Genomic DNA, 15,103 nt, shown 5'->3' on the forward strand with positions numbered 1-15,103 from the left:
CTACGACAAGACCGCCACCGTCTACCTCGCCGGACTCCACATCGCCGCCATCTTCATTTGGTCGGCGAGGTGATCCGAAGGAAACGACCTAGCCCAACGACCAGCACAGCAACAGGGATCCATCATGTCTGCTTCTTCTACTCCTCCTTCCTCCAGTGATAGCCAGTCGCCGCAGGCCACCGATCCCTTGGCGTGGCGACGGCACCTCCCGGCACTGGCCTCGGCCGCCGCCGGCATCAATGAGGCGTCCGACGCCTGGGACGCGGTCTCGGACTCCCTCTGCGACGCGGACGGCTGGCCGCTGGACGAAAAGGTCTACGGGGACGGGAAGGTCAAGCGAGACGCCGAAGCGTGGAAGCACGCCGAGGTGTTCCTCGACCACGGACCCGAGGTGCTGGCCGGGGTCCGCGCCGCCGCCGACGGCCCCGACTACGTCGAGGGACCGATCAGTGACGACCTCCGTCGGCTGCGCGGGATCGACACCATCCTGTTCCGGGCGGAGGAGTTGCGGCACGAATGGGACGGCGTCATGGCGCTTATGGACGGTTCGCAGCCGAGCGTGCTCCACCTCTACCAGGAGCGTGCCGAGGAGCACCGCAACACCGAAGGCTGGCACTACTCACACGAACTGGGTTCCAAGGGACCGGCGTTGGTGCGCGTCGGCGAATACCTAGTTCACCGGGCGGACACCGAACGGCCGGAGCAGACCGAGCGGGCTCGCGTCGCCCTGACCCGCTCGACGCACAACGCCCCTGCCGGATCACCTGCTTCGCCCCAGGTCCCGCCGGCATCGCATCCGCCGGCTCCCGGTCCCTCGCGGTGATCCCTAGCACGCAGTCACGGCAGCGCCAAACCGCCCGATCACCGGATCCTCATGGACCACCGCACTCCTTCAAGCTCCACGCCCCCGTCGGCTCCCGCCGTGCGGCGGGGTGTTCGCAACGGAGAACTCCATGCACCACGAAACCCCGCCCCCGACCGCCGCGTCCGATCCGCGTCGCCTTCAGGCCGCCCTCTGTTCCGCACTCGGGCAGCGCGGCCTGGAGGGCACCGTCGAGTACGGCCTCAGCGACTACATCGTCCACGCCGAGCTTCCCGACGGTAGTTCGCTGATCATCTCGCCGCCGCAGGAGCCGCCCTCCACGCACCCGGAGTCCCCGGAAAGCTGGATGGTCACCCGCCACCGGTCCGCCGAGCCTGCCGTCTACGAGGTGATCTACGACTCCGAGCCGGACGGTCCGCATGCGCGCCACGGCGGCAGCGTGCCGGATCTCCTCTCCGCTGTCGACGCCCGCCTGGACCAGCTTGGCGTACCGCCACGCCAGGAGCAGGAACGATCTGGCAAGGCGCGCGCCGCCACCGTGCTCCCGCCCGACTCCGCTCCATCCCGGGCGAGTGTCGCTCTCGCCTCTTCGCCGTCGGTCGGCCAGCGCGTGCTCCCGACCGGTCCGCCGCCGGAGTCTTCCGCGCGGGCCGCGCCGCCGTCGGCCAGTTCCTCATCCGCTTCCCGGCTCTGACCGACCGCGATCCAGGAGTCCTCCGTGCACCGCACCCTCAGAACTGATCCGCCCGTCGCCCGCACCTGCAACCGCACCCGCCTCGGATGGATCTGCCATGCCCAGCCACTACGACGTGCTGCCCGACCTGGCCTTCGGCCACCACCCCGTCCACGGCATCGTCGCCGCGAACCCGAAGAACCTCGCGGCCAGCACCTGGATGCTCGAGGGATTCGACTTCCATCCCGTCCCCGACCAGCCGTCGTTGTACGCGCTGGCCGACCAGAACCGTGACGGACACGGGCGTACGAGCCGGGCCATCGAGCTGCTGCGCAAGGCCGGCTACCAGGTCGATGTGGACGTCGCACTTGACCCTGCACCGGCGCCCGACACGGCACAGGTACGCAACCGCGTTCCGCTCGGTGAACCAGACGTCGCCTTCGCCGATCACCCGCAGCTCGGCATCGTCGCAGCCCTTGACGACCGTGTCTCCGGCCTCAGCGGGCTGGCGCTGGTGGAGGACGGCTGGCGGCACAACTCGAGCCTGGACATCTACACGCTCCCCGCGACCACCGATCGCGTCGAGGCGCTGGGGAAAGTCGCCGACGCCACGGTGGCCCTGCACCGTTCGGGGCTCCAGGTCGCAGTGCAGCCCCGCCTCGCTCAAGAGGTGACGGCTCGGCCCCGCCCTGCTGCCACGCCGACCGCCGGCCGTGAGCGCGGCCGTGGTCCCGCCCGCGCGTCTCCGTTGAGCGCCGCCGCGCTCGCCGCCAGCCCGGCCCGTGCCGGTATCCCGGGCAGGACGCCGGTCCCCGCCGCCGCCGTCACCACACCGGCGGTCCGGCCGGTAGACCCTCGCATCGCGTACTCCCGCGACCGCTGATCCAACTCCTCAAGGAGGCCCTTCCATGGCCGTGAAGACGATCTGGCCTATCGACCACACCTGCGGTCACCATGCCGACCGCGACTTGTCCGACCGCCCGGCCGACCGCCGTGCCGGCTTCGCCGAATGGCTCGCCAGGCAGGAGTGCACCGACTGCTGGCGCGGCTCGAACGAAGGCGACGAGCAGGACAAGGCCGCCTGGCTCAAGGCGAAGCGCGCCGAGGAGCAGACGGCGTCCGAAGCCTGGTCCGAGCAGTACCGGATGCCTCCCCTGGATGGGACCGAGCGGGCCGTTCCCTGGGGCGTGCGCTGTCGTCACCAGATCCTGACCAACGCCTACACCGCACTGGTCACCGAAGGCACGACCAGCGAAGCGGAGTGGGCGGAGATCGAGGAGAACGCTCGTACGGTGACCCGTGCCGGGTGGTGGATAGACCAGAGGTCGTCCGAGCCCGAAGATCTCACCGAACTGCTGCGAGCCGCCACCGGGGCCGACCGGCCGACAGAGAATCCCTTCTTCTGACCGACCGGGTGCCCTGCTGCGGCGGGGCACCCGGCTGACCGCCACCGTGCGGCCTCTACCAGCGATTCTCGGCCGGACCAAACCCCGGATTTGTCGGATGCTCTGCCCACTGGCCCACCTCCAACGGGTCCTTCGCTCCCTCTGCCCCGGAGACTTCCGTGCCTACCTCGATCACCATCACGTCCGAGTTCAGCGGCAGCGTCGTTGCCAAGGGCGCTACTGATGACCTCTCCGCGCAGCTCCTCCGTCACGCCGGTTTCAAGCAGATCGACGACTGGCACGGCCGACGCCATCGTCTGCCCACCACCACCCCGCTCGCCGACCAGGTCGGCATCGCCAGCCATGCGGCCGAGATGCTTCGAGCCGCTCGCTATGACGTCACCCTTCCGCCGTCTCTCGACACGGCCCGGCTGAGCCCTCCGGTGCATGCGTTGGGGCCCTACGCCGCCGGAGCCGAACTTCTCAGCATCACGGACCAGATCCGTGCGGCCGAAGACGGAGCCAGCCTTCAACGGGCAGTTGACCACCTCCTTCACCCCGAGCATGGTGCGCTGGAGCGTGTCCGGGAGGCGCTGGAAGCGGCGGGAGAACAGGTCAACGACTTGGACGACGAAGCGTATGCGCTCGCTGACCGGTTCGGCTTCGCCTCGGAGTTCGTCAGCTCGGCCCAATCTGAACTTGTCGATTCCGAGGCCGAACTACGCCGCGTCGGCACCTCTTCGACGAGTTACTCCGCAGCACGGACCGTGCGTGATCACCGTGGTGCCGCTCTGGCCACTTCTCCCGCGGCGAACCAGGCCAAGGTCTCCTCGGCGTCCAGTCCCCAGACGGCGCCTCTCACTACGACGGGTCACCCGCCGCGCGCCTCAGCCCCCCGACGGTGACCCCGACCGCTCTCTGCCGTCGGCCACCAGTACATCGCGCGCCCCCGCTCGACCCACCCGTCCAGGACCACTCACCCGAAGAGGCAAACGTGCCCGAGTATTACTCCAGCATCGGCGAGGCCGTCGGTGCGGCCATGCAGCACAACATCCGGCTCGCCCACCGCAGCGCGGCACCGGGCTCCGACAAGCCGCTGCAGGTCAGGCACCTGCCCAGCGCTTCCACCGATCCGTACTCGGTCCGAGGGATGATCTCTCGCCTCCACGAGGACGCCTCCCCGGATGAAGTGGCGGGCATCATCGAGGAGGTCAACGGCGCACTGGTCGGTGCTCTGCCCGAGCTGACCGAACTCGTGGCCTCTGCCGCCGACTGGACTCGCGCCCGTCTCGACTTCGACGACCCGCATCACAATCCGACTTTCGAGACGTGGACGCGACTGGCCGCCGCGTACGGGATGCTCCAGGACGTCCGTGAGCAGTTGGAAGTCGCCGAGGACGGTCTCGCTGCCTGTCCCGCAGAGCGCACGGACCCCCAGCACCACCAGATGGTCAACGTCTTGCGCAGCCGGGAATTGCTCGACGATGTCCTCGGTGCCGAGGCTGCCCCTGCGCCTTCCGCTGCCCGGAACGTCGATTCAGACCGGCAGCGGGCTGCCCGCGCCTCCTCGCCGCGCGCCGGAACATCGCCGTCGACCGGCAGTCCGCCGGCCACCGCAGCACCTCTGCCCACGCCGCGTTCTGCCGGCCGACCCCGCTGAAACGTTCCGCCTCAGACGTCCAGGAGTACCCCCATGAGCTGCACGAGAGCCGAGCGCGCCCCGCCCCCGCCCGCTCGCACACCCAAGGAACCGCCGTGCCTTCCCCGCGCACCAGCGCGCCCTCGACCACCACCGGGTCGGACGCGCTCCTCTACCTCCTGTTCGGCATCCTCGGCGCCGCCATGGCCTTCGGCTCCCTGGCCTGGCTGACCGGAAATCTCACCAATACCTTCGTCGGGAGCGGGACATGGGCCCCCTTCCGCGTCACGGACGCACTGCTGCACCCGGAGGTGATGTGGCCGGCCTTGAGCGCCAGCATGCTGATGGTCGGCGCCCGCGTCGTCCCCGCCCTGTTCACCGTTGCCCTGGTCGTCACCGCTGCCGTGCTGTGTATGCGCTGGCGTGCCGGGTCCGAGTCCGGCCTCGCCCGCAAGGCGGACCTGGCGCCGCTGCTGGACAAGGAGATCGTCGCCAAGGCGAAGAGCCTGCGCCCGAGCCTGGGCGGCCGGGAGAGTAAAAGAGGTCCTGCCCGCTGACCGCGGCATCCTGCTCGGCACCCTCCATCCCGGTCGTGCGGAGGTCCGCGCGTCCTGGGAGGACGTGATCGTCGCGATCATGGCCCCGCGTTCCGGCAAGACGTCCGGGCTGGCGATCCCCGCGATCCTCTCGGCACCGGGTCCGGTTCTGCTCACCAGTAACAAGGCCGCGAACGACGCCTTCACCACCACGGTGGACGCCCGCGCCGAGGTCGGCACGATCTGGACCCTCGATCCGCAGCAGATCGCCCATCACCCGCGCGAGATGTGGTGGGACATCCTTGCTGACGCCCGCGATCTCGCCGGGGCGAAGAGGTTGGCGGGGCACTTCGTGACCGCGAGCGTGGACGAGTCCAGCGGCTCCGACTTCTGGTCCACCGCCGCGAGCAACACCCTCGGCGCCCTCTTCCTCGCTGCCGCGTCCCACCGGCGGCCGATCACCGACGTCCTGGCCTGGCTCGCCATGCCGGCCGACCGCACCCCGGTGGACCTGCTCACCGACGCCGGCCACCATGCCGTCGCCGCCCAACTCCAGGGCACCGTCTCCGGCGCGACCGAAACGCGCGACGGAATCTACGAGACCGCGAGGCAGTACGCGAGCTGCCTGCTCGACCCGGACGTCGCCGCCTGGGTCACCCCCAACGACGACCTTCCCGAGTTCCAGCCGTTCGCCTTCGCCACGTCCCGCGACACCTTGTACCTGCTGAGCAAGGACGGCGGCGGCAGCGCGTCCGCGATCATCGCTGCAGCGGCCGACGCCGTGATGCGCGCGGCCGTGATCGTGGCCGAGCGCTCCGGCGGGCGACTCGACCCGCCCGCCCTGTGCGTCCTCGACGAGGCGGCGAACGTCTGCCGCATCTCGGACCTCCCTGATCTCTACAGCCACCTGGGCAGCCGAGGCGTCATCCCGATGACGATCCTGCAGTCATACCGTCAGGGCCAGCGGTGCTGGGGCGAGGCCGGTATGGACGCCCTGTACTCCGCCGCCACCATCAAGATCATCGGTTCTGGCATCGATGACGCGGACTTCGCCGACCGGCTCAGCCGTCAGGTCGGCGATCACGACGTCCAGACCACCTCGGTGTCGACCAGCGAGGGCGGCAAGTCCACCTCGGTGAGCATGCGCACGGAGCGGATCCTTCCGCCGGACGCCATCCGCGCCCTACCCAAGGGCAAGGTTCTGCTGCTGGCCACCGGCATCCGGGTCGCCATGCTCAACCTCAAGCCCTGGTACAAGGAGCCCTCCGCCAAGGTGGTCGGCCCGGCTTCCGCTCGCGCCACGAAGGCCATCACCGAGCGTGCCCTCGCGAAGAGCATCGGCCAGGACGATCTTGGACTGTCGGCATGAGCGCGCCCACACCACAGCAGGGGCGGTTGGCCCACGCTCCGGTCGTCCTGCGTTGTGGCCGGTGGTGGCTTGACGGTGGGGCAGGCTCGGTTCCCGCCTCCGATCCCGCCTTCACCGCCGTCCTGGACGACTTCGCGCTGTCGATGGCCGCTGCCGACCAGGCAGTCGCCAACCTCCTCATCCGGCAGGACGAGGCGTCCTGCGTTGATCCCGGAGGCCGTCGGTGAACCCGCTGATGAGTGCCGAGCAGGCGGTCCTCGGTGCCGCACTCCTCGACCCCGAGCAGCTCACGCACCTGGAGTGGCTCGCTGCGGACCACTTCTATCGGCCCGTCCACCAGGCGCTGTTCGACGCCCTCCGCAAGCTGCGCAACGACGGGCATCCGCGCTCTCGGCCGATGGTCCGTTGCCGCTGTCGTGGGTGACCGACGCGGTCGAGGAGGCCGGACAGCACGTGCGCGGGCTGACCGCGGCGTACGCCCACACCCTGATCCAGGCGTGTCCCCGAACCGAGCACGCCCCGGTGTACGGACGCATGGTGCTGGAGGGGGCGATTCACCGCACCGTCGCCCAGCACGCGATCCGTCTCCACCAGGCGGCTCGGGCCGACGCCGTCCAGGACGAGGTCGAGGGAGCCTTGCGCACGGCGGACGTCCTGACCGGCGTACTCACCGACCTTGCGCGACGCTGGGGAACCGACCCTCGACCGGTCCCACCCACCGCTGGGCCCTCTGCCGCCACGGACATCCCGCCTCCGGCGCAGAGCGGCCAGGTCGCCGAGGACGAGCGGTTCCTCCTGGCCGTCCTCGCCGAACAGCCGGGGGCCATGGGCGAGGTGGTGGCCTGGCTGCGGCCGGGAGACTTCGCCGACCCGACCCACGGGCAGCTCTACCGGTGCCTGGGCGCGCTGCACCACCGGGGCGAACCCATCGACCGGATCACCCTGCTCTGGGAGGTCCAGCGACGCGGTCTGCTGGCCGACGGCACTGTGTCGAGCGAGCAGCTGACCGCCGTCTGCGAAGGCATGGTCCCCGGAAGCGCTGACTGGTTCGGACAGCGGGTGATGCGCTCCTCCGTCACCCGCACCGCCGCCGCCTCCGCGCGAGCCATCCGGACCCTGGCCCAGGACGAGGTTCTGGGGCCCGGCCGGCTGATCAACCACGCCCTGCACGAACTGGGTCCGCTCGACGAGGTACGTGCCCGCTGGGCCACCGCGAACAGCAGTCCGGCTCCGAAGGCCACGGCATCCGCTCCGTCGGCGGCCGAGCCGCCGCCCGACCGAGTGAAGGCCGCCCGCGCCCGCAGCACACCCCGCCCAGGCGCGTCACCCCCAGCCCCGGCCAGCCGTCTCCCCACGCTGTCAGCAGCCCGACCACCCTCGCGCGGCCACCCGTGAGGCCCCCTCCCCACCAGCCTCTTCTGCCCCTGGAACTCGCCTTGATTTACCCCATCTCCGCGCCCGCGCTGGACCTACGTGCCACGACCCCGAGCCTCGCCGCCCCGTTGATCGGGTCTCTCTGCTCGGGGTACGGCGGCCTCGACCTGGGTGTGCAGTCCGCGCTCGGCGGCACGCTCGCCTGGCATGCCGAGGTCGACCCGAACGTCTCACGCATCCTGGCCCGCCACTGGCCCGGCGTCCCGAACCTGGGCGATATCACCGCCATCGACTGGTCCACCGTCCCCCGGGTGTGCGTCCTGACGGCCGGCTTCCCCTGTCAAAGACGTCTCGGTCGCCGGCCGCCGGGCCGGACTCAACGCCCAGACCCGCTCCGGGCTCTGGCTGCACGTCGCCCGTGCGGTCGCAGCCCTCCGACCCTGCCTGGTTGTGATCGAGAATGTGCGCGGCCTCCTCACCTCCCCCGCCGGTTCCCCTGGCGACGTGGAACCCTGCCCGTGGTGTCTGGGAGACACCGCAGGTCAGCCTGCTCTGCGGGCACTCGGTGCCGTACTCGGATCCCTGGCCGACCTCGGGTACGACGCGAAGTGGCTCGTGCTTCGCGCCTCCGACGTCGGGGCCCCGCACCGCCGCGAGCGGACCTTCCTCGCCGCATGGCCCGCCGGGCACCCTGCTGAAGACGCCGACCAGCAACATCGGGAAGAACGGCGGCAGCCAGCATCCATCGAAGCGGAAGAGCGGGGGGCACGGTCCGAACCTGGCCGACGAGGTCGAGTGGCTGCTGCTGCCGACCCCGAAGGCGTCGGACGGAATCAAGGGCTCGCCGAACCAGCGGCACGGCAATGGCGACATGACCCTGCCCAGCGCGGCTGCGTCGTTGTTGCCGACGCCGAGGGCCAGCGACACGGGCACCCCGGGCCGCCGCCCCGGGGAGGGGTGGCGGCCTCCCTTGTCGGCGGTGGTCCTGCCCCTCTGGGCGGAGGAGACGCCGGAGGCGGGGACGCGGACCGGCGATGGGGAGCGTACGGATCCGCCATCACCCGATGGGAGAGCCTCACCCGCCCGGCCCCGGCCCCCACGGACGGCGCCGGTCGGCTCCGCGCGGACTTCGTGGAGTGGATGCAGGGCCTCGACACCGGCTGGGTCACCGCGACTCCGGGGCTCGGCCGTCCGGCTCAGCTCACCGCGCTCGGCAACGGCGTCGTCCCACAACAGGCTTCGCACGCGTTGCGGTTGCTGGCACCACCCTTTCCCCGCTGTCCCCGCTGCGCCGACCGATAGCGCTCCACTACCGCGACGTTCCGGCCGGACCAAACCGCTGATTCTCCGGATCCTCTCGGGCATGTCGCCGTCTCACAGATGGAGCACACCCCCATGGCCGACACCAGCCCGACCTCCCCCGGCCCCGAGCCGTACCGCGTCCCCGACGCAGACCTCGACGACCTCGCCAGCACCCTCGCCAAGACCATGGCCGAGGTCAGGCAGCACGGCGTCATCCTCGACCGCCTCGGCTCCGAGCCCGACCCCGGCGCCGTCCAGCCGCCGGACGGCGCTCCGGAAGCCGAGGCGGCTGACGGGAAGAAGCCCGACGGCCCCGCCTCGGTGTTCATCCTCGCCCTGGGCGGCAAGGAGTACGCCGTCGAACTCGCTGCCCTCAGCGACTGGGTGAACTACCTCTTCCTGCCGGTGTACGGCCGGGAGATCAGCACGAGCCGTCCCTGGTGCGCGCACTGGCACGAACACCCCGAGGCCGTCGCCCGGCTCCACGCACTCTGGCTCGCCTGGCAGCAGTTCACCGACACGGAGGCCGGCCTGTCCGGCCCCTCGACCTGGCACCGCGACCACCTGGACCAGACCCTGGCGCACCTGCGTGCGCCCGACGGACCGTTCGCGGCCTGCACGACCAGCGCAACTCGCCCCAATCACCGGGTGCTGGCCACCCCGGCGCCCGAGCAGGCGGGGGTGGCGGCGTGAACGACATTCTCGACTTCGGCCTCGCCGATCTATCGCCGGTCGACGACGACTCCGAGGAGGCGATGGAGGCTCTCTGGGCTGGCGACCTGACGGTGCTGTCCCAGCACCACACCACACCCAACGGTTCGCACAGCTTCGTCCTCGCCCACGACCGATCGGTCACCTGGGGGATACCCGGCGAGCCACAGCTCGTTGCGATCGCGGTCGCTCGGGATCTGCGGCAGTCCACGTTCACGTTCGAGACGAGTCACCACGCCACGGCGTCCTTCGCACAGAACTGGCTGGCAGAACGCGGCTGCCCGCTCGAACGGATCGCACTGCACGGTGGCGACTACATCAAGCCCGCCGACGACCTCACCCTCCAGGTGGAACAGCAGATCCAGAAATCGGGCACCCGCTACGAGGTCCTCGACACCTACACCTCTGACGACAACCCCAGCGAGGCGTGGACACTCGTCAACGACTCCCAGGCCACCCAGGCCCCGGTTCGCCTCTTCTACGAGGAGTGGAACCACGGTGCCGGCACGTACACGATGCGCGAGGGCGCCTTCCCCGACGTCGGCGTCGCCCAGACCTGGCTGGACGAGCGCAGTGAACCGCTGCCCGAGCCTCCGGAGTACAGCGACCACAACGGTGCTGTCGTCCGGGCCCGCATCGCCCGGATCGCCCTTTCCCGGTCCGCCGGAACCTCTCCGACACCGCAGACCGGGCTCGACGCGCCCCGCGCGTCAGCGGCGGTACCGGTCCAGCGCGCGGTCCAGGGGAGGCTGCTGTGAGCCGCGCCCGCTTCGCCTTCGCCGCGCACCCTGACGCCATCGCCGACCTGCGGGAACTCCCGTCTGAGATGCGCGATTTGGCCTTGCTGGAGCTGCAGAACCTGGTCCACGGAAGCGACGACTGCTTGCCGTTGAAGGGCCGTCTCGCCGGCTTCCACAAGGTGTACGTCGACCCGGCGGTCTCTTACCGGCTGGTCATCCAGTTCCGCCAAGCGCCACCGACCTCGACCCACAAGCGCGAGATCTACCTCGTGGCGGCTGGCAGCCGGAAGGACTACGCGGTCTACCGCGCGGCCCACCTGCGGACCGAGCCCCAGCAAGGGGTCGGCCCGGACTCCGCCACGGAGGCCCGCGTGCAGGCCGCCCGGTCTCGCTCGACGCTCACCACCGAACGGCCGACAACGGGCCGCGCGGCTGCCCCGTCACCGGCGCCGCCCTCGGCCACTGCTTCTCGAAAGGCCACCCAGCGATGACCAACGACCATACTGCGCTGACCCGTTCAGAGCTGGCGGATCTGCTCACCGATGCCGCTCAGAACGTCGGCGGCATCCCTGCCGCCGAGTACCCGACGGCCGCCGCCCGCTCCTACCTGCATCCCGTCTTGGGTCCGCTGGCCGCTGGGCCCCGCGTGATCACCGAGCTGAACGACCGGTTCGAGAGCTTCGTGGCCACCGAGCCACGCCCTGCTGGTTCGGCGGGCCTGTTCGCTCTGGCCTCCTACGCCTCCGCGCTGGGGTGGCTCACCGAGTCGTTCGCCGAGCTGACCTCCTCGGTCGACGAGATCTGTACCCGCGTGGGCATCCCCACGGAGCCACGCGCCCCGATCGCCGCTGCGCCCGGTGGTACGGAGCGGGACGACGAGCTCGACTTCGCCTTCAACGCAATTGAGTTGGAGGCGGTCCGCAACGCAGCCGAGGCCGCCGGCCTCGCGCCGGACTACTACGTCGAGGTTCTCTCCCAGTCGCTGCTCGCCGCCGCCCGGATCACCGACGCCTGCATGGAGATCTCCAGCGGCCTGCTCGATGACGCCGATCTCCTCCGCGAAGTGAGCGACCGCCCTCGGCTCGACAACGATCCCGGGAGCCTGCCCGCTCTGGTCCGCTCCCTGCTCGCCCGGATGGAGACGACGGGGTGAACCCGTACGACGCAAACACACACCCTGGGCCGCATCTCGTCGTCGAAGTGCTCGGTGTCGGGGATGTCAGCGTGCACGCCCTCGCACATGGTCCGGAGGAGCCGCTGCACCAGGCCGCTACACGCGTCATCGAAGCCGCAGCGACGTTGGACGAGCGACACGAGAGCGTGCTCAACGCGGTCCAGCGCGCTCAGCGGCTGCTCGAAGGCACTGGTCGCGGTGAAATCGGCCGAGCCCAGGTGTCGTACGCGCTGCTGCGCACAGCTCTCCCGGACCTCGGAGACGGCCTGGCCCAGCAGGACCGGGCATACAGCCAGCTCGTCGAGTCCCTGTCCGCCTACCCCCGGCTTCGTTCCTCGCCCGAGCCTGATCAACACGCGAGCACCAAGAGCCACGGGCAGGGCCAGAAGACGAGGCCGCCCCAACGGGACGACGACTGGGCCGTCGCCGGGGAGCGCGGGCTGGTAGCCCTCCAAGCGGTTGCGGCCGGAGGTGTTCGCTTTCGCCGCAACGCGATCGGCGAGGACCCGTACATCTCGCGGGAGAAGGCCCAGTGGCAGGACCCGGCGGTCTTCCCGCAGACCGTGCAGCGGCTGGTCGCCGACGGGCTACTGCATCAGGACATCACCGAGAACGTGTACCGGCCCGGCCAGCTCCTCTCGCTCACTGCGCAGGGGGAAGCCGCCCTGCGTGATGGTCGCGCGACGACCTCCCGGGTGTCCGCCGCCCTCGGCCGCACCACCACGCGGACCACGTCAGGCACGCTCTCCGACCCGGCCGCCGTGCCCGTCGCCAGGACCTCCCTCGCGGCCCCCCGCTCACGCTGACCTCACCCCGATAAGGACCCCACCATGGCTACGCCCGGCCTGCCTCCCACCTTCTCCATCGCTTCCATCCACGCCCAGCGCGTCGAGGAGGCTCTCGCCCGGATCGGGCCCAAGTGGACCACCTGGACCGCGATGACCCTGGCCCAGGTGAACGGCCCCGTGCGCGTCCGCGACGTTGCTGCGCAGCTCCCCTTCGTCAGTGAGCAGTTCGTAGGCAAACGGCTGGCCACGATGCACGCTGACGGACTGGTGATCCGCGATGACGACCGGCGGGGCGCGCCGTACCGGCTCAGCGCGCTCGGCACGTCTCTGGCCCCCGTCCTCCGCACGGTCTCGGACTGGTCCCGCACCCACCTGACACAAGAACCGATGGCCGAAGCCGAGCGTGTCGAGGACGCGCTACGCCGCCTGCATCTTCGGCACTCAACTGCCGTGATACAGGCCCTCGACTCGGCTGACGGCCAGATGCGGTTCGTTCACATCGCCGAGGCGGCCGGTCTGGACTACAGCCTCACACGGCAGCGACTTGTCCGGCTTCAGGCCGATGGCCTGGTCACGCGGACGGGCTCCCGGCACGGAGACCCTTACGTGCTCACCGATGCCGGCCAGGCGTTGGGGGCCGTCTACGCGAGTGTCGAGCACTGGAGCCAGCCCTTCGCGCTGCGAGGTGGAACAGCGGCACCGCTTCCGGCAGCGGCAGCCACGCGCACCCACGTCGGCATTCCGCTGGGTGCGGGAGCCGACAGCGCCCGGACCGCGGCGGCTCTACGACGGAGCGCCGCCGCGTCGAACGTCATGTTCAGCCACGCGCCTCAGCCGGAACCGCGGGTGCCGGCGGCCGTGACCGCTCAGTCGGCACCGGGCCGGGGCCGGTGACGGGGGTGAGAACTAGAGGCCACTCGCCGCCACTACGGCATCCGCGTGCGCTCCGGCGGCTCCCGCCGCTGCATACGCGGATCCGTTCTCCTCCTTCGCTTCCGGAGACTCGACCATGTACGCCCCTGATGACCTATACCAGTACCAAGAGGTGCTGGTCAGCCCCATGTATCTGGCTGGTTCCAACGGGACCGGCGAAGCTGGCTTCGCGCCCGTCGCCCACTGGCCCCATCAGTACCTCGATGAGGGCCCCTGCCAGCTCCTCGTAACCTCTCCCGACCAGCGGATTCGGATCGGCTGGTTCGGCGACGACTTCGAACTATGGAAGATCAGCGCAGCCGAGGACGCCTTCTCGGCGCCTCGCTGGACGGCGACGTTCAACCACATCACCCCGGCCGAGATAGTCGCCGGCCTCACCGCCGCACTGGTCAAGGACTACGACGAAGCCATCGCCTCCGACACCCCCGGCCGCTTCTTGACAGGGCCAACCGTCCCCTGGAGGGACACCGTCCGGCCGCTGACCGATGCCGGCTGGAACCTTGACGGAGCTGCTGAACTCGGCACCGTCGAGATCATCGCTCCTGACGACCAAGCGGGCATCCTCATCGATCGGCGCGGCTACGGCTCCGACCGCACGACCGTCGAGCTGTGGGCTGGCCCGCCGGGCTGGGGCACTCGTGCCGAAGCGACGTTCACGGCCCGCACCCCTTCCCACTTGATCGCCGCAACCGCCGCTGTGATGTCGAAGTCGACCCCAGTGGTCCGTGAACGCCACCAAGTCGACCAGCGGATGCAGCACTTGGTCACCATGACCCCTGTCGCTTCGGCCACGCCGATCGCCGAGGCTCAGGTCCCGCGCGCTCCGACTCCGCTGGACGTACGCCGCACCGCGGTCACCCAGGCCGTACACCGGGCCGCGCGGGCACCACGCACAGCAGCCGACCTCCGGGTGATGGCCGCGCAGAGCCGCTCCACGGGGGCGGCGCAGAAACGGACGGGACACCCCGCGCCCGCGACCTCTGCCCGGCTGCCGGCCAGCTCGCCGACGCCCCGGCGCGGACGCTGACTCCCACCCCAGGCCGCACTCCACTCGCGACCGTCCCCGCCCAACAGGAGTTCCACCATGCTCGACCAGGCCACGGCCATGATCGAGAACGCCTGGGGCCAGCCCATCGAAGCTCTTGAGGTCCTAGGGGTCCGCCGCCCCAGCGAGGACCCGCTCCTGCGCTGCGCCATGCACACCCGCGCGGCCCTGGCCATCACGGACAGCGCGGTAACCGTTCACCAGGACCGTCTTCACGCCCTGTCCCGGAATGGGTACGTGCCTGACTTCCACGAACTCGACCGAATCACCGAAACGGCGGTCAAGCTCCGCGTCGCCCACGCGGAGAGCCGTGCGTACCTCCAGGCGATCCGGCGCGTGGTGGAGGCTCGGGAGGCCGCCGCACCCGAGGTTGAGGCACCGGCGGTTCGGCTGGCTCAGGCCGCTGTCGCCCGCTCCGGGCAGACGCGGCACGCCTCGGTGGCCGTGCCCGAACCGTCCTCTCCGGCGGCGGTCGTAGGGCCGTCAGCGCCCACCACGGGGCCCCGACGTTGAACGCCTAGAGCCTGTCTCTTTGTCCGGTGATTCTTGTGGGGGGGTGGTTAGTCTGCTGCGATGACGGACAGCGAGCTGATCGTTGACCTGCGGGGTCG

Annotated in this window: 17 protein-coding genes and 3 pseudogenes; all 20 read left to right on the forward strand. The window is 70.4% G+C overall.

Annotation, left to right across the window (positions count from 1 at the left end):
* Positions 1–187: 187 nt before the first annotated feature.
* The 20 genes and pseudogenes from ABZ854_RS35945 to ABZ854_RS36040 all read left to right on the forward strand — a co-directional run bounded on the left by ABZ854_RS35945 (position 188) and on the right by ABZ854_RS36040 (position 15,005).
* Entirely contained in the window at positions 188–823 is a 636-nt protein-coding gene (locus ABZ854_RS35945) for a hypothetical protein (protein WP_361219965.1), read from the forward strand.
* 130 nt (positions 824–953) lie between these two features.
* Complete coding sequence (locus tag ABZ854_RS35950; RefSeq protein ID WP_361219929.1) at positions 954–1,517, forward strand: hypothetical protein; 564 nt, start codon at positions 954–956, stop codon at positions 1,515–1,517.
* Positions 1,518–1,614: 97 nt separating this feature from the next.
* Positions 1,615–2,379, forward strand: a complete 765-nt coding sequence (locus ABZ854_RS35955) for a hypothetical protein (protein WP_361219931.1) — start codon at positions 1,615–1,617, stop codon at positions 2,377–2,379.
* 25 nt (positions 2,380–2,404) lie between these two features.
* Positions 2,405–2,902, forward strand: coding sequence for a hypothetical protein (locus ABZ854_RS35960; RefSeq protein ID WP_361219934.1), 498 nt, complete (start codon positions 2,405–2,407; stop codon positions 2,900–2,902).
* Between the two features lie 158 nt (positions 2,903–3,060).
* Entirely contained in the window at positions 3,061–3,786 is a 726-nt protein-coding gene (locus ABZ854_RS35965) for a hypothetical protein (RefSeq protein WP_361219937.1), read from the forward strand.
* An 89-nt stretch (positions 3,787–3,875) separates the two neighbouring features.
* Complete coding sequence (locus ABZ854_RS35970) at positions 3,876–4,541, forward strand: hypothetical protein (protein WP_361219940.1); 666 nt, start codon at positions 3,876–3,878, stop codon at positions 4,539–4,541.
* A gap of 95 nt (positions 4,542–4,636) precedes the next feature.
* Positions 4,637–5,077 (forward strand): hypothetical protein, encoded by a 441-nt coding sequence (locus ABZ854_RS35975; protein WP_361219943.1) that lies wholly within the window; start codon positions 4,637–4,639, stop codon positions 5,075–5,077.
* 79 nt (positions 5,078–5,156) lie between these two features.
* A complete protein-coding gene (locus ABZ854_RS35980) occupies positions 5,157–6,425 on the forward strand; it encodes a type IV secretory system conjugative DNA transfer family protein (protein ID WP_202432747.1) in 1,269 nt (422 codons plus the stop codon).
* A complete protein-coding gene (locus ABZ854_RS35985; RefSeq protein ID WP_361219946.1) occupies positions 6,422–6,652 on the forward strand; it encodes a hypothetical protein in 231 nt (76 codons plus the stop codon). The genes ABZ854_RS35980 and ABZ854_RS35985 overlap by 4 nt, the downstream gene beginning before the upstream one ends.
* Positions 6,649–7,820: pseudogene (locus tag ABZ854_RS35990) on the forward strand (DnaB-like helicase N-terminal domain-containing protein). Before ABZ854_RS35985 ends, ABZ854_RS35990 begins: the two are co-directional and overlap by 4 nt.
* A 152-nt stretch (positions 7,821–7,972) precedes the next feature.
* Positions 7,973–8,074 (forward strand): annotated as a pseudogene (locus ABZ854_RS35995) (DNA methyltransferase); the annotation flags it as partial.
* A gap of 121 nt (positions 8,075–8,195) precedes the next feature.
* A pseudogene (locus ABZ854_RS36000) lies at positions 8,196–9,101 on the forward strand (DNA cytosine methyltransferase); the annotation flags it as partial.
* 93 nt (positions 9,102–9,194) lie between these two features.
* Complete coding sequence (locus ABZ854_RS36005; protein ID WP_359618803.1) at positions 9,195–9,794, forward strand: DUF4913 domain-containing protein; 600 nt, start codon at positions 9,195–9,197, stop codon at positions 9,792–9,794.
* Positions 9,791–10,570, forward strand: coding sequence for a glycosyl hydrolase (locus ABZ854_RS36010; protein ID WP_361219948.1), 780 nt, complete (start codon positions 9,791–9,793; stop codon positions 10,568–10,570). The genes ABZ854_RS36005 and ABZ854_RS36010 overlap by 4 nt, the downstream gene beginning before the upstream one ends.
* Positions 10,567–11,043: a hypothetical protein gene (locus ABZ854_RS36015; protein ID WP_033949415.1), complete on the forward strand. Its 477-nt coding sequence runs from the start codon at positions 10,567–10,569 to the stop codon at positions 11,041–11,043. The genes ABZ854_RS36010 and ABZ854_RS36015 overlap by 4 nt, the downstream gene beginning before the upstream one ends.
* A complete protein-coding gene (locus tag ABZ854_RS36020) occupies positions 11,040–11,705 on the forward strand; it encodes a hypothetical protein (RefSeq protein ID WP_361219951.1) in 666 nt (221 codons plus the stop codon). Before ABZ854_RS36015 ends, ABZ854_RS36020 begins: the two co-directional genes overlap by 4 nt.
* Before the next feature lie 71 nt (positions 11,706–11,776).
* Entirely contained in the window at positions 11,777–12,532 is a 756-nt protein-coding gene (locus ABZ854_RS36025; RefSeq protein WP_361219954.1) for a large ATP-binding protein, read from the forward strand.
* 24 nt (positions 12,533–12,556) lie between these two features.
* Positions 12,557–13,408 (forward strand): winged helix-turn-helix transcriptional regulator, encoded by an 852-nt coding sequence (locus ABZ854_RS36030; RefSeq protein ID WP_361219957.1) that lies wholly within the window; start codon positions 12,557–12,559, stop codon positions 13,406–13,408.
* Between the two features lie 115 nt (positions 13,409–13,523).
* A complete protein-coding gene (locus ABZ854_RS36035; protein ID WP_361219960.1) occupies positions 13,524–14,474 on the forward strand; it encodes a DUF317 domain-containing protein in 951 nt (316 codons plus the stop codon).
* A 57-nt stretch (positions 14,475–14,531) separates the two neighbouring features.
* On the forward strand, positions 14,532–15,005 hold the full coding sequence (locus ABZ854_RS36040) for a hypothetical protein (protein ID WP_361219963.1): 474 nt from the start codon (positions 14,532–14,534) through the stop codon (positions 15,003–15,005).
* Positions 15,006–15,103: the final 98 nt, after the last annotated feature.

This window comes from Streptomyces sp. NPDC047028 (genome assembly GCF_040644095.1).
Taxonomy (GTDB): Bacteria; Actinomycetota; Actinomycetes; order Streptomycetales; family Streptomycetaceae; genus Streptomyces.

What these genes read in the sequence shown, in the direction of transcription:
- ABZ854_RS35950 (WP_361219929.1), top strand. Translation starts at nt 954, where the DNA reads ATGCACCACGAAACCCCGCCCCCGACCGCCGCGTCCGATCCGCGTCGC.
- ABZ854_RS36020 (WP_361219951.1), top strand. Translation starts at nt 11,040, where the DNA reads ATGACCAACGACCATACTGCGCTGACCCGTTCAGAGCTGGCGGATCTG.
- ABZ854_RS36035 (WP_361219960.1), top strand. Translation starts at nt 13,524, where the DNA reads ATGTACGCCCCTGATGACCTATACCAGTACCAAGAGGTGCTGGTCAGC.
- ABZ854_RS36030 (WP_361219957.1), top strand. Translation starts at nt 12,557, where the DNA reads ATGGCTACGCCCGGCCTGCCTCCCACCTTCTCCATCGCTTCCATCCAC.
- ABZ854_RS35955 (WP_361219931.1), top strand. Translation starts at nt 1,615, where the DNA reads ATGCCCAGCCACTACGACGTGCTGCCCGACCTGGCCTTCGGCCACCAC.
- ABZ854_RS35980 (WP_202432747.1), top strand. Translation starts at nt 5,157, where the DNA reads ATGGCCCCGCGTTCCGGCAAGACGTCCGGGCTGGCGATCCCCGCGATC.
- ABZ854_RS35960 (WP_361219934.1), top strand. Translation starts at nt 2,405, where the DNA reads ATGGCCGTGAAGACGATCTGGCCTATCGACCACACCTGCGGTCACCAT.
- ABZ854_RS36040 (WP_361219963.1), top strand. Translation starts at nt 14,532, where the DNA reads ATGCTCGACCAGGCCACGGCCATGATCGAGAACGCCTGGGGCCAGCCC.
- ABZ854_RS35985 (WP_361219946.1), top strand. Translation starts at nt 6,422, where the DNA reads ATGAGCGCGCCCACACCACAGCAGGGGCGGTTGGCCCACGCTCCGGTC.
- ABZ854_RS36005 (WP_359618803.1), top strand. Translation starts at nt 9,195, where the DNA reads ATGGCCGACACCAGCCCGACCTCCCCCGGCCCCGAGCCGTACCGCGTC.